At 53.7% G+C, this 18669-nt stretch carries 18 protein-coding genes; 5 read left to right on the forward strand and 13 right to left on the reverse strand.

Annotation, left to right across the window (positions count from 1 at the left end):
• Positions 1–216: 216 nt before the first annotated feature.
• On the reverse strand, positions 217–2718 hold the full coding sequence (gene uvrB, locus MXMO3_RS06420) for an excinuclease ABC subunit UvrB (protein ID WP_117395324.1): 2502 nt from the start codon (positions 2716–2718) through the stop codon (positions 217–219).
• Positions 2719–2934: 216 nt separating this feature from the next.
• Here uvrB and MXMO3_RS06425 point away from each other — a divergent pair, with 216 nt between their 5' ends.
• Positions 2935–4419, forward strand: a complete 1485-nt coding sequence (locus MXMO3_RS06425; protein WP_117395325.1) for an MDR family MFS transporter — start codon at positions 2935–2937, stop codon at positions 4417–4419.
• Positions 4420–4475: 56 nt separating this feature from the next.
• On the opposite strand, the gene MXMO3_RS06430 is transcribed toward MXMO3_RS06425, so the two are convergent.
• The 5 genes from MXMO3_RS06430 to MXMO3_RS06450 all read right to left on the reverse strand — a co-directional run bounded on the left by MXMO3_RS06430 (position 4476) and on the right by MXMO3_RS06450 (position 7924).
• On the reverse strand, positions 4476–4862 hold the full coding sequence (locus MXMO3_RS06430; protein ID WP_117395326.1) for a DUF1761 domain-containing protein: 387 nt from the start codon (positions 4860–4862) through the stop codon (positions 4476–4478).
• Positions 4863–5015: 153 nt separating this feature from the next.
• The gene (locus MXMO3_RS06435; protein WP_027834555.1) at positions 5016–5741 is read right to left on the reverse strand and encodes an SIMPL domain-containing protein; all 726 of its coding nucleotides are present in this window, start codon (positions 5739–5741) and stop codon (positions 5016–5018) included.
• Between the two features lie 113 nt (positions 5742–5854).
• Positions 5855–6703, reverse strand: a complete 849-nt coding sequence (locus MXMO3_RS06440; protein ID WP_162889152.1) for an SH3 domain-containing protein — start codon at positions 6701–6703, stop codon at positions 5855–5857.
• 156 nt (positions 6704–6859) lie between these two features.
• Positions 6860–7243 carry an acyl-CoA thioesterase gene (locus tag MXMO3_RS06445; protein ID WP_027834553.1) on the reverse strand — a complete coding sequence of 128 codons (384 nt, stop codon included), beginning with the start codon at positions 7241–7243 and terminating at the stop codon, positions 6860–6862.
• 12 nt (positions 7244–7255) lie between these two features.
• Positions 7256–7924, reverse strand: a complete 669-nt coding sequence (locus MXMO3_RS06450) for a thymidine kinase (protein WP_117395328.1) — start codon at positions 7922–7924, stop codon at positions 7256–7258.
• A gap of 445 nt (positions 7925–8369) precedes the next feature.
• Here MXMO3_RS06450 and MXMO3_RS06460 point away from each other — a divergent pair, with 445 nt between their 5' ends.
• Positions 8370–9041: a DUF2461 domain-containing protein gene (locus MXMO3_RS06460; RefSeq protein WP_117395330.1), complete on the forward strand. Its 672-nt coding sequence runs from the start codon at positions 8370–8372 to the stop codon at positions 9039–9041.
• A gap of 82 nt (positions 9042–9123) precedes the next feature.
• Positions 9124–9525, forward strand: coding sequence for a DUF2147 domain-containing protein (locus tag MXMO3_RS06465; protein ID WP_027834552.1), 402 nt, complete (start codon positions 9124–9126; stop codon positions 9523–9525).
• On the opposite strand, the gene MXMO3_RS06470 is transcribed toward MXMO3_RS06465, so the two are convergent.
• The 4 genes from MXMO3_RS06470 to MXMO3_RS06485 all read right to left on the reverse strand — a co-directional run bounded on the left by MXMO3_RS06470 (position 9520) and on the right by MXMO3_RS06485 (position 12937).
• On the reverse strand, positions 9520–10440 hold the full coding sequence (locus MXMO3_RS06470; protein WP_162889153.1) for a DMT family transporter: 921 nt from the start codon (positions 10438–10440) through the stop codon (positions 9520–9522). The genes MXMO3_RS06465 and MXMO3_RS06470 overlap by 6 nt on opposite strands.
• A 29-nt stretch (positions 10441–10469) precedes the next feature.
• On the reverse strand, positions 10470–11696 hold the full coding sequence (locus MXMO3_RS06475) for an aminotransferase class V-fold PLP-dependent enzyme (protein WP_117395332.1): 1227 nt from the start codon (positions 11694–11696) through the stop codon (positions 10470–10472).
• Positions 11697–11909: 213 nt separating this feature from the next.
• On the reverse strand, positions 11910–12500 hold the full coding sequence (locus MXMO3_RS06480) for a Spy/CpxP family protein refolding chaperone (protein WP_027834550.1): 591 nt from the start codon (positions 12498–12500) through the stop codon (positions 11910–11912).
• Between the two features lie 185 nt (positions 12501–12685).
• Positions 12686–12937, reverse strand: a complete 252-nt coding sequence (locus MXMO3_RS06485; RefSeq protein WP_117395333.1) for a hypothetical protein — start codon at positions 12935–12937, stop codon at positions 12686–12688.
• A 254-nt stretch (positions 12938–13191) separates the two neighbouring features.
• On the opposite strand from MXMO3_RS06485, the gene MXMO3_RS06490 reads away from it, so the two are divergent.
• Positions 13192–14394 carry a pyridoxal phosphate-dependent aminotransferase gene (locus tag MXMO3_RS06490; protein WP_117395334.1) on the forward strand — a complete coding sequence of 401 codons (1203 nt, stop codon included), beginning with the start codon at positions 13192–13194 and terminating at the stop codon, positions 14392–14394.
• Between the two features lie 98 nt (positions 14395–14492).
• On the opposite strand, the gene MXMO3_RS06495 is transcribed toward MXMO3_RS06490, so the two are convergent.
• On the reverse strand, positions 14493–15437 hold the full coding sequence (locus tag MXMO3_RS06495) for a nucleoside hydrolase (protein WP_027834547.1): 945 nt from the start codon (positions 15435–15437) through the stop codon (positions 14493–14495).
• Positions 15434–16309, reverse strand: a complete 876-nt coding sequence (locus MXMO3_RS06500; RefSeq protein ID WP_117395335.1) for a ribokinase — start codon at positions 16307–16309, stop codon at positions 15434–15436. Before MXMO3_RS06500 ends, MXMO3_RS06495 begins: the two co-directional genes overlap by 4 nt.
• A 160-nt stretch (positions 16310–16469) precedes the next feature.
• Here MXMO3_RS06500 and msrP point away from each other — a divergent pair, with 160 nt between their 5' ends.
• On the forward strand, positions 16470–17438 hold the full coding sequence (gene msrP / locus MXMO3_RS06505) for a protein-methionine-sulfoxide reductase catalytic subunit MsrP (protein WP_117395336.1): 969 nt from the start codon (positions 16470–16472) through the stop codon (positions 17436–17438).
• Between the two features lie 518 nt (positions 17439–17956).
• Here msrP and MXMO3_RS06510 read toward each other — a convergent pair.
• Positions 17957–18595, reverse strand: a complete 639-nt coding sequence (locus MXMO3_RS06510; RefSeq protein WP_117395337.1) for a LysE family translocator — start codon at positions 18593–18595, stop codon at positions 17957–17959.
• Positions 18596–18669: the final 74 nt, after the last annotated feature.

The following is an 18669-nucleotide window of genomic DNA, read 5'->3' on the forward strand; positions in this document are numbered from 1 at the left end:
TAACTGATTTTTAGTTGAGCTTCAGGGGTTGGTCAAGAAATCAAACTGATCAAAACTAATTGATCTTATTGAGGGTTTTTGTGATTTTGGGCGTGTAGATGCTTTAAAAAAGACCGCGGCAGTGAGCTTTTTTCGTCTTTCTTGCGGCGCGGAGATCTGGACATTAGTGGTGAAGGCGTGGCGGATGATGAGGGAATTCACCATCCGCCAGAGATGTTATTCGCCCAGATGCGAGTCCATCACGTCGAGTTCCATTTCTTTCAGGCGCTTGACCTCATCGCGGAGGCGGGCGGCTTCTTCGAACTCGAGGTTGGTGGCGGCGTCGCGCATTTTGGCTTCGAGGTCTTTAATCGTCGCAGCGAGATTGTCGCCCACATGCACATCACCTTTAGAGAATTTGTCTTTGCCGGTGGCCACGGTGACGCGGTCGCCTTCATAGACGGATTCCATGATGTTTTTGATGTTCGATTTGATCGATTGCGGCGTGATGCCATGCTCTTCATTGTAGGCGACTTGCTTTTCGCGGCGGCGGTTGGTTTCGGCTATCGCCCGTTCCATAGAGCCCGTGATGCGATCGGCGTAAAGCACAACCCGACCGTCCACATTCCGCGCGGCGCGGCCGATGGTCTGGATCAAGGAGGTTTCAGAGCGTAAGAAACCTTCTTTATCCGCATCGAGAATGGCGACGAGCGCACATTCGGGAATGTCCAACCCCTCACGTAGCAAGTTGATGCCCACCAGCACGTCGAAGGCGCCCAGACGGAGATCGCGGATGATTTCGATCCGCTCCACCGTATCCACGTCCGAGTGCATATAGCGGACCTTGATGCCTTGCTCATGCATATATTCGGTGAGGTCTTCGGCCATCTTCTTGGTCAATGTGGTCAGCAAGGTGCGGTAGCCCTGCTTGGCGACCTTTTTCACCTCGTCGATCACATCGTCCACCTGATTGGTGGCCGGGCGAATTTCCACGGGTGGATCAATAAGACCGGTGGGGCGAATGACTTGCTCGGCGAACACGCCGCCGGTCTGGTCCATTTCCCAATTGCCCGGGGTGGCCGACACATAGACCGATTGCGGCCGCATGGCGTTCCACTCTTCAAAGCGGAGCGGGCGGTTGTCCATGGCGGACGGCAGGCGGAAACCATATTCGGCCAACGTGGCCTTACGACGGAAGTCGCCGCGATACATGGCGCCCAGCTGGCCAATGGTCACGTGGCTTTCGTCTACGAACAGCATAGCGTTGTCGGGCAGATATTCGAACAGGGTTGGGGGCGGCTCGCCGGGCTTACGACCGGTGAGATAGCGCGAATAGTTTTCGATGCCGGCGCAGGAGCCGGTGGCTTCCATCATTTCCAGATCGAAGAGGGTGCGCTGTTCCAAGCGTTGTGCTTCAAGGAAACGGCCTGCGCCGTTGAGTTCTTGCAAACGGCCTTGCAGTTCGGTTTTGATGTGCTTGATCGCTTGCGTCAGGGTCGGGCGCGGCGTCACATAGTGTGAGTTCGCATAGAGGCGGATATGTTTGAGCTTGGCGGCTTTTCTGCCGGTGAGCGGATCAAATTCCACGATTTCTTCAATCTCATCGCCCCACAGGGTGACGCGCCAGGCGGCGGTGTCATAGTGGGCGGGGAAGATTTCGATGGTGTCGCCGCGCACGCGGAACGTGCCGCGGGTGAAGGCGGCCTCGTTGCGTTTATATTGCAGCGCCACCAGCTCGGCGAGCAATTCGCGCTGGTCGATCTTTTGCCCTTCAGACAGATCGACGATCATGGAGGTATAGCCTTCCACCGAGCCGATACCATAGATACAGGACACCGAAGCAACGATGATCACATCATCGCGTTCGAGCACGGCGCGGGTGGCCGAGTGGCGCATCCGGTCGATCTGCTCATTGATGGTGGATTCTTTTTCGATATAGGTGTCGGTGCGCGGCACATAGGCTTCAGGCTGGTAATAATCGTAATAGGATACGAAATATTCCACTGCGTTGTTGGGGAAGAAGCTCTTGAATTCGCCATAAAGCTGCGCGGCCAAGGTTTTGTTGGGCGCAAGGATCAAGGCCGGACGCTGTGTTTGCGCGATCAGCGACGCAACAGTGAAGGTTTTACCGGAACCTGTGACGCCCAAAAGCACCTGATCGGTTTCGCCATTTTCAATGCCTTCGCCCAGTTCGGCGATGGCCGTGGGCTGGTCGCCCTGTGGTGTAAAATCTGTCGCCAATTCAAAGCTGATGCCGCCTTCCAACTTTGGCGGGCGGGAAGGGCGGTGAGGTTGCCATGCCTCGGTGCCTTCCACTTCTTTTCGGCCATGTTCAATCAGATCCTGCAGCGCTTGCACAGTCGCGGTGACGCCACCCGATGAGCCAGTGAGCGATTTTGCATTCTCTTTGCTTTTGGCTTTGGCCTCGGGGATATGGTTGAACCCGGCCTGAGGCATCTCGGAAAAGCCATCCAAGTTGGTGGGCCGTTCCACCGCGTTCGCCTTGGACTTTGGCGAGCGCTTGGACATGCCGGTTTTGGTGTCCGGGTTAGAAGTTTTTGTGGTTTTCCGCTTGGCCGCATCGGCGTCAGCCCGATCCAGCGCCCGTTTGTTTCTCAGGCGCTGCTGCGGCAAAGGCTTCGAAGCCTCAATCTCTTCCGCTTTTTCGATTTCACTGATGAACTCGTCGATGGAAAAGTCGGCCTTCTGCGGCCGTTGAGATTTTTTATCGTCGCTCATGAAAACTACCTTGGTGCGGATGTGCTGCAGATACGGACCGCGAGTCTGTTGAGGTCAGTATAGGGAATGTAGGTTGGAACGTAAAGAGAACAAGGTGGGTTCCGCAAGAAAAGGAAAATCTGATAATAATGTTGACAGATTGTCGCACCTGGGTGCATTTATGCTGCCCCGCCGACTCTTTTTTCTCCATCCGCATCGTATGCGAAGAAGGTTTTCATGACCGATATTGATCAATCCGAAGTTGGGGCCGTGCCTCTGACAGATGACGCCCCCGACCATTCTGGCCGCAACAGGCTGGTGATCGCCCTTTTGCTGGTGTCCACCTTTGTGGTGTTTCTCAATGAAACCATCATGACCGTGGCATTGCCACGCTTGATGTTGGCGTTGGACGTGACGGCGGGTGCCGTACAATGGTTGACGACAGCCTTCTTGCTGACCATGGCTGTGGTGATCCCGGTGACGGGGTTTTTGATCCAGCGGATGAATACGCGGCCGATTTTTATTTTGGCGATGAGTGTTTTTAGCGTCGGTACATTTATTTGTGCGGTGTCGCCGGGGCTGGAGCTTTTGATCTTTGGGCGTGTGATTCAGGCCGTGGGCACGGCGATTATGATGCCGTTGCTGATGACCACGGTGATGACCCTTGTGCCCCCTGAAGGTCGTGGCAAAACCATGGGCAATATTTCGATTGTTATCTCGGTTGCGCCCGCCATCGGGCCAGCCATCTCCGGCTTTGTGCTGAACTTTATGGAGTGGCGTTGGCTGTTTATTCTGGTGCTGCCCATTGCGCTGTTGGCCTTGGCGGTGGGTGCCAAATATATGAAGAATGTGACGGAGCCACGCTATGCGCCTTTGGACATTTTGTCGGTGATCCTGTCTGCGATTGCCTTTGGTGGCCTTGTTTATGGCTTGTCCGGCTTGAGCGGAGAAGGCACGAGTGATATTGCAGGAGTGCCAAGCTGGACACCGCTAATTGTTGGCGTCGTCGTTATGGTCGTGTTCGTCTTGCGACAATTGTCGTTGCAGAAAAAAGATGCGGCGCTGTTGGATTTCAGAACCTTCCAGTCTCGACTTTACACCATCTGTGTTGCCATGCTGGCGATCAGCATGGCTGTGTTGTTGGGCACGGTGATTTTGCTGCCGATCTATACCCAGAATGTGTTGGGCATCGATGCGCTGCAAACCGGGTTTCTGCTGATGCCGGGCGGGTTGTTGATGGGGCTGGCGGCCCCAACGGTTGGTCGGCTTTACGACCGCTATGGCCCGCGTCCACTGGTGATACCGGGTACCTTGCTTGTGTCGGCGGTGCTATGGGCCCTCACGCAGGTGGGCGAAACCACCAGCGTTTATAATATTCTGGTGGGTCATATGGTGTTGAGCCTTGGTTTGGCGCTGGTGTTTACGCCGCTCTTTACGTCGGGCCTTGGCTCGGTTCCCGCGAAACTCTATTCACACGGCAGTGCGATGTTGGGCAGCATTCAACAAGTGTCTGGCGCGGCAGGGGTGGCCTTGTTTGTGGCGGTTATGTCGATCCAAACGCGGATGGCTGGCGAGGCAGGATTGGACGCCATACCTGCGCTGACCAGTGGCATTCGCTGGGCGTTTATGTGCGGCGCGGTGATTTTTACATTTGCCGTGGCCGCTGCATTTTTTGTGCGTCGCCCTGCCGATGCGAAAGAGGCTGCGGCTGCCAACCACTAAGCGCGGCAGCCACATGATTGCATTGCATTTGAGAAGGGCCCAGCGATGGGCCCTTCTTATAGGACGCCCTGCACGGCGATCATGATGATCACGCTGACCAGCCAATAGCCTGCATCCACCAATTTTGCGTAGCTGGACTTGCCGGAAAATGAATTGCCGGACCATTGCAAAATGGTGAAGCCAATGACGGCCAAAATGGTGGTGAGCAGCAGGTTTTGTGCCGCCATTGCCGCCACAAACCAGGCCACGATGATCAGCCCAATGACTTGCGCAGCCATTGCGCCCATCGGCATGCTTGAGGCGTCATTCATTTCAACGCCGCTGCCTTCAGCCCATTTTTTGCCAAACAGCTTTGGTGAGTACCAAAGCCAGCCCGCGATGAATGCCAAAACCGCCCCAACGATTATGGCGATCCAGCTGATATTTGTTGTAATTTCTTCCATAATGTCCCCCAGAACATTGGAGGCAAATATGGCAAATTGCCTGCTGGTGCCCCCAAACCAACGATTAATGAATGCATGGGTGCGACATTTTGGCAAGTCTGATGGGTTTTAGGGCCGAGCAGCTTATGTCGACCGCTCGGCGATTGGGTGGGCCTAATCTACGAGGAAATAGGTGATGGTGGTGACCACGCGTACCTTTTTCTCGATTTGACGATCTGGCCGATCATTGGGAATATCGACCGCTGGCAGGATTTGGAAAACGCCCTGATTGGCGGTTTGGATATTGCCGACTTTGGAGTCTGATTGGACAGCAAATTGTTGTGCAGCTTCGCGGGCGCGTTGGGTGGCTTGCGTGAGCATGTCGCCCTTCAAGTCGTTGAGGCCCGTAAAGACAAAAGACGGGCCGCCGGACCAAGCGTCTGACGAGAACACGACACCAGCGCGGAGCAATTCTGTGATGTTGCGGGCGGCTTCTGCGAGTTGGTCCACTTCATTGGTGGTGACCAACAGATCTTCTGTGAGGGTGAAGCGGGCCTCTGCGGGGTAATTTGCCCCATTATAGCCTGTGAACCGATCTTCCACCTTGATGTTTTGCACCAGAATGTCATCGCCGCCAAACCCTTGTTCGCCTAGGAAACTGCGAACGGACTGTTCGGCCAGCTCCAGTTCAGCACGGGCGGCGTCTAATGTGGGCCCTGTCGCGACAAATTTAATCGGCCAGAAGCCGAGATCGGCTTTAACTTGCTGCTCCGCTAGCCCTTTGACGGTGACGGTGCGGATAGGTTCGCGAGATCGTTCCAAAGATTGGCCAGCCAACCAGCCAGCACCGGATACGCCAATGGCGAGCAATATAGCAGAGATAATAATAGCGATGCGCATGACGGTCCCTCCCGAGCTTCGGTCCAGCAAAGTCTACAATCGCGGCTAAAATACGACAACACCCCCGGTCCATAGGATCGGGGGTGCCGTAGCGCTCACGCTATCTTCAAAGTCTACTGGACTTTGATAGATGAGATTTCATTGTTCATCCGTGGTCCGATCCGACGGAAGCTGCGGTCCACAGTGCGGCATAGGCCACGATAGCGGGCATGTTCACAGGCGGTCACTTCAACATCGCCAAAGACACGCATGGAGCTGATCTGGTCGTTCCAGCCACCCCGCAGGCGGCGGACAGATTCACCTTTGTCTAGGCAGAAGCTGCGGCCGCGGAAGCCGGGTTCGCTGTAAAAGCAGGCGCGTGCTCTTTCTTCAGGCTCTGGACGATTGCCGAAACTGAACTTGAACTCACCGTCGCTGCCAAATTGAAATGAGAAGCTGGGATCGCTACTGCCGCTGCTACCGCCGCTGCCGATGCGTTCCAAATATTGCTTGGAAACCCAACCATCAGGACCATTGTGTGTGATGTAGCACCAGCTGCCAGAACAGCGATTAACACTTACACGTTCACCGGTGTAAAGCGCATCAACAACGCTACGGTTGGTGCTGGGGCCGGAGCGGATATTGAGGGCAGTGGTTGCGCGGGCTGTGTAAGCATTGCTTGAATCGCCGCCACCATCATTGCTGCCGCCGCCATCGCCGCGGCGCTGTAGATATTTCGAAGACACCCAGCCATCTGGGCCAGTGTGCGTGATATAGCACCAGCTGCGTGAATTGGTGCAGCGTTCAACGTTCACCCGCTCACCAGCATAAAGGGCGTCAACTACCCGGAAATTGGTGCTGGGGCCCGACCTGACATTCAGTGCTGTCTTTGATGATGCAGGGAAAGCCATTGCAGCGCCGGTAAAGATCATGACGCCAGCAAGGGCCAAGCTGGAGGTTTTGATAAGTTTACTGAGGCTCATTTTTTCTCTCCCTAAATGATTCAGTTTGTTTCTCATATGGGAGATAGAACGATATTGCGCCTGAATGGTTGCTGAACGGCATCGTTAATATTCCGTTCATCTTAAAATATGACGGTGTCGAGCCAAAGGATGTGCCGGTTTAGGTGCTGATAGGGACTATTTATTTACAGGGGCCGGTTTGCCGGTGGCGTCCAAGGCGACATAAACGAAGGTGCCATCGGTCACTTTGACCCGATCAGTGGCGCGGTTGCGGCGGGCCCAGGCTTCCATATAAACGCTGATGGACGTTGTGCCGGTTTTTTCAATTGTTGTGTAAACACACAATACATCGCCGATTTTGACCGGGGAGATGAAGGTCATCGCCTCGATGGCAACGGTGACGACGCGTGAATTGGCCCGTTCCGACGCCGCAATGCCGCCGGCAATGTCCATCTGGCTCAATACCCAACCGCCGAAAATGTCACCTGCCGGGTTTGTGTCCGCTGGCATGGCAACAGTTCGCAAGGTCAACTCGCCTTTTGGCTCTTCTTGATGGGGCATTGTTTGTTCAACCTATCCTAATTGGGCCAATGAATCGTCGTCGTCATCATCCAAAGTTAGCGCTGTGTTGGCGTTGGGCTCAAGTCGAAAACTGGTCACCACACCCGGATCGCGCATTTTTTCTTCCCAATGTTTGCGGCACATGGATACGTAAATCTCTTTGCCGATGGCGACTTGATCGCCTTCACGCATGGGTTGGCCATGCTCATCATAGCGCACCACCATGGTGGCCTTGCGTCCGCACTCGCAGATGGTGCGGATTTCGCGCAAAATGTCGGCAATGGCCAAAAGCTCAGCCGAGCCTTCAAACAATTTACCCTGAAAATCGGTGCGCAGCCCGTAGCACATCACCGGTATGTTCATATGGTCAGCAACACGGGCCAATTGCCAAACCTGCGTTGCGGTGAGGAATTGCGCCTCATCCACAAAGATGCAATCGACCTTTTTGTCTTTGTTGGCCTTGATGATCTGATCAAGCAGATTGTCTTCGCTACTATAGAGATTGGCGGCCACGTCCAAACCGATGCGTGAAGAAATCTTTCCAACACCCCCGTCAGCGTAGAGCGCTGAGGTGTAAAGCCGCGCGTTCATGCCGCGCTCTTGATAGTTGTGGGCGGCCTGCAAGAGGATTGTGGACTTGCCCGCATTCATCGCTGCATATGAAAAATAGAGTTTGGCCATGCCTCTTATCCCGTGTTGGGCCCCAATAAGATTCGATCATTTCATTATGAACGAGATCGCCGCAATTTGAAGGGCGCGGCGGGTGTAAAAGCGCAGTTCGTCACAGTTTTCGCGAATTGGGCAGTTTGGCAAAAAAAGAAGGCCGCTGGCGGAGCGGCCTATGGCATGCATTCGGGGGCGCATGCCGGTTGCAATTTTTGGGGGCTATTGCAACTGATTTGTTGAAGACGGGAATGCTGTTTTCAACATCGACAACGTTATGGGTCGACTTTTACATTTTGGTGTCGGCAATGTGTCGGATTTGTGACAATCCACAGGCCGAGGAACGAGTTGGTCTGAGCAATGGGAAAATAATTCGCCCTTTGCTGTCGAAATCAAGCTTGCCCAATCGACATATCTCTAGTTGCGTAAAACGAGGTATAAAGCCAGGAGGGAGGCACGGAAAATGAATATCGAAAATGTGCAAGCGTTTTTGGCCGCGCTGGAAAAGAATAATGAAAAGGCTTGGTTTGACGACCACAAGCAGACCTACCAAGATGATATTGTGACGCCGATCCTGTCGCTTGTGGCGGCGGTTCACGAGCCTTTGGCTGCGCTCAACCCCCCGTTGCGGGCGGAAGCAAAAACCAATGGCTCATTGCGGCGCATTTATCGCGACACCCGATTTTCTAAGGATAAAACCCCCTATAACACACATGTTCATCTGGTGTTTTGGGCTGGCCACCATGCCACGAAATCACCCGGCACGCACATTGCACTACACAAGGATGGATATGGGTTTGGCGCGGGATTTTGGGCGCTCGACAAGGAACAATTGGCGCGAATGCGGGCGCAAATCGTTTCTGATGAGGGCAAAAAGATTTCGGATGTGGTGGGTGCCGTTGAAGCGCACGGGGTGCAATTGATGGCACCGCAATTGGCGCGGGTGCCGCGCGGGTTTGATGCTGACGTGCCTTACGCCAATTGGTTGAAATATAAGGGCTTGGTGGTGCGCAACGCGCGGCAACCTTATGACCCGGCAGTTTTCAACAATGTCGACAAGCTGCGCGATTTTGTGGTGGAAATTTGCGCCAACATGTCGCCGCTTAACCGTTATTTGATGGAACATGTGTTTTAATTGATCGTTGCCTGTTCACAATCGCGCCATGATCCCTATGTACTGAACATCATGCGGGCGGCGCTTGAACAAGGAGATTTCAATGCGCGGAATTAAAACATTATTGGTAGCTGGCCTTTTTGGTCTTTTTTCAACTGGCGTATCCATGGCGCAAGACATGAATCCGGAAGGCATTTGGCAACCGGCAAACAAAGAGTCGCGCTATAAGATTACTTATTGCGGCGATGACAACACCAAGCTTTGCGGTCTTGTGCACTGGATTCAACCAGAGCACCAAAATGCTGAGAACACATCGCTCTTGGGCACCTATTTGTTTTCCGAGCTTCCACGGCGTGGCGAGAATAAATGGCGCGGCAAGATCACGCTAAGAGGCCACACCATTCGCGGTAACGTGACACAGCTTTCGCCTGACAAGCTGAAAGTTGATGCCTGTATGCTGATATGGTGCGAGGAAGTGACCCTCGATAAATTCTCAGACCTATAATTCGAGATTGGTGACCGGGTCGATCGGGTGCTTTTGCTTCCGCTTCGCCTGAATGATCGGCACGGTTTCAACCAGCACGATGGCGATGAAAATCAAAACAGCGCCAAAATAACCCACCAAGCTTAGGCGTTCGCCCAACACCAGGGCGGCGCCAATGGCGGCAAACAAGCTCTCCCCAGATAGAATGATGGCGGCATTGGCCGCAGGCACATGTTGCTGGCCGATGGCCTGCAGGGTGAAGCCAACTGCTGTGGACAGCAGGCCCGCATAAACAATCTCTTTCCAACCTAATTGCAGCACTTCAAGGCTGACGGTTTCGAGCGCGAAGCCGCCGCCAAGACTATAAAGACCGGCAAGGATAAACACGAATGCTGACACCGTGATTGGCCGTTTGGTCAGTGCAGCGGTATAGCCGAGCATCATGACGTGTACGGCCCAGAAAATCGCGCTGCTCATGACGAGGAAATCGCCGACGACAAAATTGTCGAGGCGGGCGCCGTTGAGCAAATAAAGGCCGAGGAGCGCCAGGGGCGCGCAAACCCAAACGATATAGTGCAGCTTTTGTCGGAAAAACAGGGTCAAGATAAACGGCACAAAGAAGACGTATAGCCCCGTCAGGAAACCTGCATTGGTGACAGTTGCAGTCAAAAGGCCCGCTTGTTGCAACCATGAGCCGAGGAAAAAGGCGGCACTCAGGATGAAGATGAGGCCCCATGCCCGTTTGGAGATCGGTTCGGCCTGGCGTTTATGTTCGAACCACGCCAATGGCAGAATGACGATGCCGCCGAGCAAATAGCGCGACGCCAAAAAGGTGAGCGGCCCCATGGAATCCATTGCGGATTTTTGCGCGATGAATGCAAATCCCCACACCATGGTGGCAATAATCATGATAAAGGTCGCCATGGAGCGGGGCATAGGCATGTTCCGTTTTGCTTGGAAGGTTGTCAGAGCACCTGATCGAGGGCGCTGATCAATTGGTGAATTTCGGCTTCCTCTGTATAGTGAACAAACGAGGTGCGCAAGACGCCGTGATTTGGATCGACATCCATGCCTTCCATCAACCGATAAACATAGAAGTGGCCGCCCGCTGCCATGATTTTATGGTCAGCCAAATCGCGGGCCAATTCGAGGCCAGGCTTCTCACAAATCATAGAAATGGTTGGCACCCGCGCATCCAAATCATCGGTGCCGACAAGGCGCACTTTGTTGGACGATTTCAAATAATCTATCAGCGGGGTGAGTAGGGCGGTTTCCTGATCTCGCAAAGCGTTGAAGAGGTTGCGCTCCCCATTGTTTGGTGCCGCGATGTTCAGATCTTTTGCAATATCATCAAAATAGGCGGCGATGCCGGCGCTGGCGGCGATTTGCGCGTGGTCTGGACCCGCTGGCACAAGGCGTTTGCGCAAGATGCCATCATTGAAGAAGTGACCTTGGTTTGGCAGCGCCTTGGCCAGTTCAGGATCGATGGCCATCAAGCCCTGGTGGGGGCCGAAGGTTTTGTAGGTGGAAAACAGATAAATGTCTGCGCCCAAGGCCGACAGGTCAGGCATGGAGTGTGGCGCATAGGCGACGCCATCAACAATGGTTTTCGCGCCGACTTTTTTCGCTGCCGCACAGATTTCGGCCACAGGATTGATCTCGCCAACAATGTTTGAGGCGTGTGGGAACGTGATCAGTTTGACTTTATCATCCAACAGATTTTCAAAGGCAGAAAATTCGAGGGATCCGGTGGCAGGATTGACCTGCCATTCACGCACTTCAAGGCCTTTTTCAGCTGCCATGCGGCGGACAGCGCCGGTATTCGCCTCGTGATCCTGATTGGTGACGATGATCGCGTCGCCAGCGTTCAGCACTTGGCCAAAGGCGTGGGCCAGCGTGTAGGTGTTGGCGGTGGTGGAGGGGCCAAAGTGAATCCAATCCACATGCACATTGAGCAAGCGCGCCATAGAATCGTGCCCATCATCCATTTCCGCACCTGCTTCTTTTGATGCAGGATATTGGCCGTAGGGCTGCAATTTGTGCGCTGTGAAATAGTGATTGTAGCGATCAATCACTTGTTGGCACATGTAGGCGCCCCCAGCATTTTCAAAAAAAGCCCAGCCTTTCAGGTCATTTTCGGCAAAAGCAGGAAAATGCTTGCGGAAAATTGATGGGTTTACAGGCAAATTCATGGAGTCCCCCTCATTTGGTTGTACCAAAGTGGTATCGGGCTGGCTCGGGCTTGGCAAGGCGGTAGGGCGTGAAAAAAATTGATGAGCCGTCCACAATATTTCATGCAAACGGCTCAATCAGATAACATTTGTGGCGTTGGGAGAGAGGTGCTGGCGGCCCGGGGCACGATTGGGCCACCAGCGACAGCGTCACATAATGTTTACGGGTTGGAACTATGCGTCGCTGTCATCCTCACGATCATCGTCGTCATTGTCGTTTGGACCGTGTTTACCGCGCTCACCTTTTTCACCGCGTTCGCCTTTAGGACCTTTCTTCGCCATTTCAGCCTGTTGCTCGTCGGTGAGTGTGTCGTAGAAATCGGCAAAGGCCGGGGTGATTTGGCTCATGGCATCAAGCTGTAGCTGCATCATGGCCTGCCGTTTTTCCATACGCTCCACCGGGGAGGTGACTTCACCCTCTTTTAGGGGCGCGCATGCCTCTGCGGCTTCGGTTTGCGCTTCGGTTACGGCGGCTTTGAAGCTGTCAAAGGCGGCGGTTTGATCGGCGGTCAGTTGTAGTCTCTCCGCCATTTTATCCAGACGCTCATTGGCCCGTTCCGCACCTTGTGGCGCACAAACCATGCCGAGGAAACCGTGGCCGCCGCGAACCATGCGATGTTGGCCGCCTTTCTTGCCTTTGTGCTGCTGCTCAGCGCGTTGGCCTTCGCCATGATTATTGGCAGAAGCAGTCATTGGGGCTAGCGCTGACGCGGTAAGGGTGCCGACCAGTGCGGCGGTGATGGCAAGTGTTGATAGCTTTTTCATTTTGATCTTCCTTTCGATCCATAGAGTGCGTCTGATCGAGATTGAAGATAGGGAAGCTCAACTTGCCGGAAGTTTGCCACCACATGACAAATTGGTAAGTTTGGTAAGATGCTGGCTAAGGCACTAAAAAACCAGCCCTTTTATCAAAGGGCTGGCCAAAACAAAAGCCGATTTGGAGGGGGGAGTTATTTGCTGGTCGGCTTTTTGCTTTTCCGCACACGCACCGGGGACGTGCGGCGCGTGGCGTTTGTCGTTGTCCGCCACAGCTCTACAATGATGGCCAGACAAATGACGAGAGCAGGGATAATAATGCCAAGGGCGACTTGGTCCGCAGGGTTGTGTGTTGCCGCAAAGGCAGGGCTGGCAACTGCGCCTGCTCCCAAGAAAAGGGCAAATCCAATAGTGAGGGGGGTTAGGATTTTTGATTGCTTCTTCATTTATTCGCTCCTTTGAACAGGGTCGAATATGCAGACGAACTGAGGGAGAATTTTGGATGAAATAAGAAAAATTGCGGCAGAAATTTAGGCCAATTTGTGACTGCCATAAAGCTTAACAAAATATGCGTTGCCAAATAGCAACGAAATTGGTTCAATCCCGTTTAAATCCCCATTTCGCCGCTCATGACGCCAGGGCGGAAAAGCTATATGCTGGCGTCACTTAAATGAATCAATTCCTTAAAAGGCCATCAAAAATGGAAAAAGTCTCCGCTGCTCTGCGTCGCATCAAGCCCTCTGCCTCTATGGCGATCTCTCAATTGGCATTGGAAAAGAAAGCGGCGGGTGACGACGTGATTGCCCTGAGCGCGGGGGAACCCGATTTTGATACGCCGGAACCCATTCGCAATGCGGCCAAGCGGGCGATGGATGAGGGCAAAACGCGCTATACGGCTGCGAGCGGCATTCCGGAGTTGAAAGCGGCGATTGCCCGCAAATTTGCGCGGGATAATGGAATTAAAACTGACCCCGCCAATTGCTTTGTCGCCACAGGCGGCAAGCAGATTATCTATAATGCGATGATGGCGACCTTGGATGAAGGGGATGAGGCGATTATCCCCGCGCCTTACTGGGTGTCCTATCCTGAAATGGTGCGGTTGACCGGGGCGACGCCAATTATTCTGGCGGCGGATGCGGCTCAGGGGTTTAAAATTACGCCTGCACAATTGGACGACGCCATCACTGACAAAACGGTGTGGTTGCTGCTCAATAGCCCTTCAAACCCCACCGGGGCGGTTTATAGCGCAGATGAACTGAAGGCATTGGCCGAGGTTTTGCGCAATTATCCGCATGTGATGGTGCTGATGGACGATATTTATGAGCATCTTGTTTATGGCGACGCGAAATTTGCGACCCTGGCAGAAGTGGCGCCCGATTTGCAGGACCGCATCGTGACCATGAATGGCGTATCGAAAGCCTATGGGATGACCGGATGGCGGATTGGCTATTGCACCGGCCCCAGCTGGCTGATGGCTGCGATGAACAAGCTACAGGGACAATCCACCTCGAACCCATGTTCAATTGCGCAATGGGCGAGCGTGGAAGCGCTGGAGGGCGATCAGAGCTTTTTGGATAAGTGGCGTGACGCGTTCAGCAGCCGCCGCGACTTTGTGGTGGATCGCTTGAACAAAATTGAGGGCATGAACTGTTTGACGCCTGATGGGGCGTTTTATGTCTATCCATCCTGCGCAAGCTTTATCGGCAAAGCGCGCGCGGATGGCAAAGTCATCGAGAATGACGAGGATTTTGTGATGGGCTTGTTGGCGGAGCAAAATGTGGCCAGCGTGCATGGCGGCGCTTATGGCTTGTCACCCTATTTTCGGGTGTCCTATGCCTTGTCTTTGCCCGAGCTTGAGCGGGCTTGTGATCGGATTGAAGCCTATTGCGCAGGGCTGAATTAGCCGTGCGCGGATTAATCGCGACATTAATGGCGGGACCAACCGCAAGGTCGCCCCGGACTTGATCCGGGGCTAAACTTTATGTGTGCTGTGCCTTTGGCCTATTGACGTGCCGCCTTGCGGGCATCGGCATTCGCGAGAGTGTCGAGGAAGACTTTGCGTACGGCGTCGCTGTCCGCTGAGGTGCACACATGAACGCGGCGAACACCGTCATTCACTTCCACCGTGTTGCCCACTTCATTGCCGTCAGGCACCGTGTTCAACGCAACATGTTTGGTGTTGAACAATTCAGGGTCTGTCAGCGCGATGATGGCGGCTGGGTCGTGCAGGGCGCAGCCTTGCAGGCCGACATTATTCACGTAGAAATTGATGTAATAGGTTGAAATCTGGCTCAAAAATTCGCCGATTTCTGGCGAGCTTTCGCTGACTTTGGCAAAGTCGTCCAATGTGCAAACGATTTGCTGGGTTACGTCCAAGCCGACCAAGGTGACATCCCATTCCGCATCGAACACTTTTTGCGCGGCGTGCGGATCGTTCCACACATTGGCTTCTGCAAATTCGGTGACGTTGCCGGGGGCATCGACCGCGCCGCCCATGATCACAACGTTTTTCACGTTTTTGGCGATCGCGGGATCATGCTCAAGCGCAAGGGCCAAATTGGTCAATGGGCCAACGGCACAAATGGTGATTTCGCCGGGCTGCTCAGCGGTCATTTCGCACAAGAACTGGGCGGCGCTGCGTGGGTCTTTTTTGCGCGATGGATTTGTGCGGGGATAATCGCCAAAGCCTTCAACGCCATGCACGAAATCGGCGTGCGGGTTGGGTGTTTGCACCAAAGGAACTGGTGCACCTTCGGCAACAGGCGTGTCCGCGCCGACCATCTCGGCCAGATGCAGCGCATTGCGGGTGGCTGTGGTGACCGGCACATTGCCGAAAACCGTCGTCATGCCCAACAATTCAAGGCGCGAGTCGGCATATATATGATGGATGGCCATGGCATCATCGATGCCCGGATCTGTGTCCAAAATGATTTTATGTTGGCTCATGAATTGGTCTCCAAAAAGGTTTGAACTTCGTCATATGTGGGGATGGCGCTGGCCGCACCCAGGCGGGTGACCTGGATGGCGCTGGCGGCGCTGGCAATTTTGAGGGCGCGCTCTGGATCGGTGCCCTTATCGAACTCTGCGAGGAAATAGCCCAAAAAGGTGTCGCCTGCGCCTGTGGTGTCGATGGCGTCCACCTTAAAGCTGGTGCTGGTGAATGTGCCCGAGGGCGTGCGCAGCTCTGCGCCTTTTTCGCCCTTGGTGACCAGCACATAATCGCATTCGAGTTGATCAATGGGCTTGCCGGAGGCTTGCGCCAATTGCTGGGCTTCAATTTCGTTGACCGCGATCAAATCCACATGCGGGATGATGCTGGCGGCGCGTTGTGCGTCAAAGGGGGCCGCGGCATAGGCGATCTTCATGCCGTTTTTTTGAGCGACATTGAGGGCGTGGTCGATATTGTTGGTTTCGTTTTGAAACAGCAGCCAATCGCTCGCAGTGGCATCGGCCAGTGCGGCTTCAATCGCGTCATTGGTGAAGGTTTGGTTGGCGCCGCCATTGAGGACAATATTGTTCTCGCCGCTATCATCAACATAGATGATGGCATGGCCGGTGGGCGTGTCCGTGACGGCAACTTTGCCTGTGTCGACACCTGCATTTTTTAAAATGTCGAGGACCCAGCCATCATCTGCGCCGATTTGGCCGAAATGCTTGATATCGCCATTGGCGCGCGCAATGGCGATCGATTGGTTGGCGCCTTTGCCGCCCAATCCCTTCTCAAATGATGTTGCGGCCAATGTTTCGCCCGGCTGGGGAAAATGGGGCACGCGGTGGACATAGTCGATATTGATTGACCCAAAATTGATGATGCTCATATCCAACCTTACCTACTGGTCGACAATTTATTTGACCTTTTGATCAAAAAACAATCCCGTTGTCGAGCATGATCTTCCTCACGAGGAATTTATCTTTGATCATTTGCCCGTGAGTGCAAACCCGTTTTAACTGGCATAAGCACAAATGGGAGATCACTTCATGCATATTCGTAAATCGCCAAGCTGGCAACTGAGTGAAGCGGAGGCGACGCCTGAAACCGTCTTTCTCAACCGTCGCCAAATTATGGCTGGCGGATTGGCCGCTGGCGCTATTGCTGCCAGCAGTGGATTGAATATTTCGAAAGCCTTTGCCCAAGAGGGGCGCGCGGCGCTTGAGGCGGATCGGAATGAATCGTTTGAACTGGATCGTGGCCTTACGCCTGAAGATGTGAACCTCAATTATAACAATTTTTATGAGTTCGGTTCGCACAAAGAAATCGCCAGCGCCGCGCAAGCACTGGATCCGCGGCCGTGGGAAATCACCATTGATGGGATGGTGGAAAAACCGATCAAAATGGATGTTGATGACCTGATGGCGAAAATGACGCTGGAAGAGCGTCTTTACCGCCACCGTTGTGTGGAGGCATGGTCGATGACGGTGCCATGGATTGGATTTCCACTGCGCAAGCTTGTGGAGATGGCTGCCCCAACATCGGGTGCGAAATTTGTGCGCATGGAAACATTTAATGATCCTGATGTGGCGCGGGGAATCAAAACCCAGCCCTGGTATCCATGGCCCTATGTGGAAGGGGTGACCATGGCCGAAGCCCAAAACGATCTGTCCTTCTTGGTTGTGGGCGCTTATGGCAAGGTGGTGGCCAACCAGATGGGGGCACCGTTGCGCTTGGCGCTGCCATGGAAATATGGCTTTAAGTCCATCAAATCAATCGTCAGGTTCACTTTCACCGATGAGCGCCCCGTTAGCTTTTGGGAACAATTGCAGGCGCGTGAATATGGCTTTTGGGCCAATGTGAACCCTGAAGTGCCGCATCCGCGCTGGAGCCAGGCCACAGAGCGTGTGTTGCATACCGGCGACCGCGTGCCCACCCAGCTGTTCAATGGCTATGCGGAGCAGGTGGCAGGTCTTTATGAAGGCATGGATGATTTGGGCGACGCGCTATATCGCTAGATAATCCGACTTGAGAACGGGAAGGGCTTGCACATTGTGCAGGCCCTTTTTTATTGGCCCCAAAACCAAAAAAGGCCCCGCACAAAGCGAAGCCTTAATTGGTACAGCAAACAACGAGGGAGGAGGGACGTGTTTGCTGTTCTTTTGAGAGTTGAGTTCGCTGGGAGGAGGATGCGTTCTCAACTCTTATGTCCCTTATATGCGTCCGCCCGGTCAGATTTACAAGCGTTCAAATTGCATATGGGGGATGCGCTTTTTGCATAGGTAAGTTCAAAGCGCAAAAAAAAAGGCCCCGTCATAAAGACGAGGCCTTGAATAGTTTTTGGCAAACATCGAGGGAGGAGGGACGTTGCTTGCCATCTTCAAAAAGAGCGTTGCGCTAGGGAGGAGAAACGCGCTCAACTCTTATGAAGGGGGATATGAGGTATCGGCGTTGATTTTACAAGGGGCAAATGCGCATGGGAGCCGTGCGCTTTTTGCATGGGTCGCGTTTTGACTGTCTAAGGCGTTGAATTTGATCAGATATTGGGGCGAAAACTGGCGAGTTTGATGCCGAAACCAACAAAGACCACACCCGTGAGGCCTTTAAGCCAGCGTTGGAAGCTGCTCTGGCGCGCAAAGCGGCTTAGCCGCGCGAACAACAAGACCATCGCGCCAAACCAGATTGCATTCATGGTGGAATGAATAAAGATCAACAAGAATGAACTGGCCGCGCTTGTTTCACCGACGGTGATAAATTGCGGAAACGCCGCAAGGTAAAACATCGACACTTTAGGGTTGAGCGCATTGGTCAGCAGCCCTTCAAAATAGGCATTGCGCAATGTTCTTTTACGCTTTGCCGGGGTCACTTTTGCCGGTGCAGAGACACCCTTGGCAGCAGTGTAGAGGGCTTTGACGCCAATCCAGCACAAATAGGCTGCCCCCAGATATTTGACGAAGGTGAAGGCCGCCGCAGATTGAACCAATATGATGGAGATGCCCAAAACGGCCAAGGCACCATGCAAGTAAAATGCGGTGATGAAGCCTAAAACGTTGGCAAAGCCTGCGGCTTTACCTGAAGTAGGCACTGTTTTGGCAATAAGGACGCCATTTGGTCCTGGTGAGGCGACGAGCAACGCGGCCACAAAGGTGAACGTTAAAATTTCAGACCAGGCCATAACAACTCCATCTCGCTAAGTCGGCATAATATGCGCTGAGCGCGTGCGTCGGGCAAGAGCGGATCTTAGAAAAT

Origin of the sequence: Maritalea myrionectae (genome assembly GCF_003433515.1) — a bacterium.
Lineage (GTDB): Bacteria > Pseudomonadota > Alphaproteobacteria > Rhizobiales > Devosiaceae > Maritalea > Maritalea myrionectae.

What these genes read in the sequence shown, in the direction of transcription:
- uvrB (WP_117395324.1), bottom strand. Translation starts at nt 2,718, where the DNA reads ATGAGCGACGATAAAAAATCTCAACGGCCGCAGAAGGCCGACTTTTCC.
- MXMO3_RS06425 (WP_117395325.1), top strand. Translation starts at nt 2,935, where the DNA reads ATGACCGATATTGATCAATCCGAAGTTGGGGCCGTGCCTCTGACAGAT.
- MXMO3_RS06430 (WP_117395326.1), bottom strand. Translation starts at nt 4,862, where the DNA reads ATGGAAGAAATTACAACAAATATCAGCTGGATCGCCATAATCGTTGGG.
- MXMO3_RS06435 (WP_027834555.1), bottom strand. Translation starts at nt 5,741, where the DNA reads ATGCGCATCGCTATTATTATCTCTGCTATATTGCTCGCCATTGGCGTA.
- MXMO3_RS06440 (WP_162889152.1), bottom strand. Translation starts at nt 6,703, where the DNA reads ATGAGCCTCAGTAAACTTATCAAAACCTCCAGCTTGGCCCTTGCTGGC.
- MXMO3_RS06445 (WP_027834553.1), bottom strand. Translation starts at nt 7,243, where the DNA reads ATGCCCCATCAAGAAGAGCCAAAAGGCGAGTTGACCTTGCGAACTGTT.
- MXMO3_RS06450 (WP_117395328.1), bottom strand. Translation starts at nt 7,924, where the DNA reads ATGGCCAAACTCTATTTTTCATATGCAGCGATGAATGCGGGCAAGTCC.
- MXMO3_RS06460 (WP_117395330.1), top strand. Translation starts at nt 8,370, where the DNA reads ATGAATATCGAAAATGTGCAAGCGTTTTTGGCCGCGCTGGAAAAGAAT.
- MXMO3_RS06465 (WP_027834552.1), top strand. Translation starts at nt 9,124, where the DNA reads ATGCGCGGAATTAAAACATTATTGGTAGCTGGCCTTTTTGGTCTTTTT.
- MXMO3_RS06470 (WP_162889153.1), bottom strand. Translation starts at nt 10,440, where the DNA reads ATGCCCCGCTCCATGGCGACCTTTATCATGATTATTGCCACCATGGTG.
- MXMO3_RS06475 (WP_117395332.1), bottom strand. Translation starts at nt 11,696, where the DNA reads ATGAATTTGCCTGTAAACCCATCAATTTTCCGCAAGCATTTTCCTGCT.
- MXMO3_RS06480 (WP_027834550.1), bottom strand. Translation starts at nt 12,500, where the DNA reads ATGAAAAAGCTATCAACACTTGCCATCACCGCCGCACTGGTCGGCACC.
- MXMO3_RS06485 (WP_117395333.1), bottom strand. Translation starts at nt 12,937, where the DNA reads ATGAAGAAGCAATCAAAAATCCTAACCCCCCTCACTATTGGATTTGCC.
- MXMO3_RS06490 (WP_117395334.1), top strand. Translation starts at nt 13,192, where the DNA reads ATGGAAAAAGTCTCCGCTGCTCTGCGTCGCATCAAGCCCTCTGCCTCT.
- MXMO3_RS06495 (WP_027834547.1), bottom strand. Translation starts at nt 15,437, where the DNA reads ATGAGCCAACATAAAATCATTTTGGACACAGATCCGGGCATCGATGAT.
- MXMO3_RS06500 (WP_117395335.1), bottom strand. Translation starts at nt 16,309, where the DNA reads ATGAGCATCATCAATTTTGGGTCAATCAATATCGACTATGTCCACCGC.
- msrP (WP_117395336.1), top strand. Translation starts at nt 16,470, where the DNA reads ATGCATATTCGTAAATCGCCAAGCTGGCAACTGAGTGAAGCGGAGGCG.
- MXMO3_RS06510 (WP_117395337.1), bottom strand. Translation starts at nt 18,595, where the DNA reads ATGGCCTGGTCTGAAATTTTAACGTTCACCTTTGTGGCCGCGTTGCTC.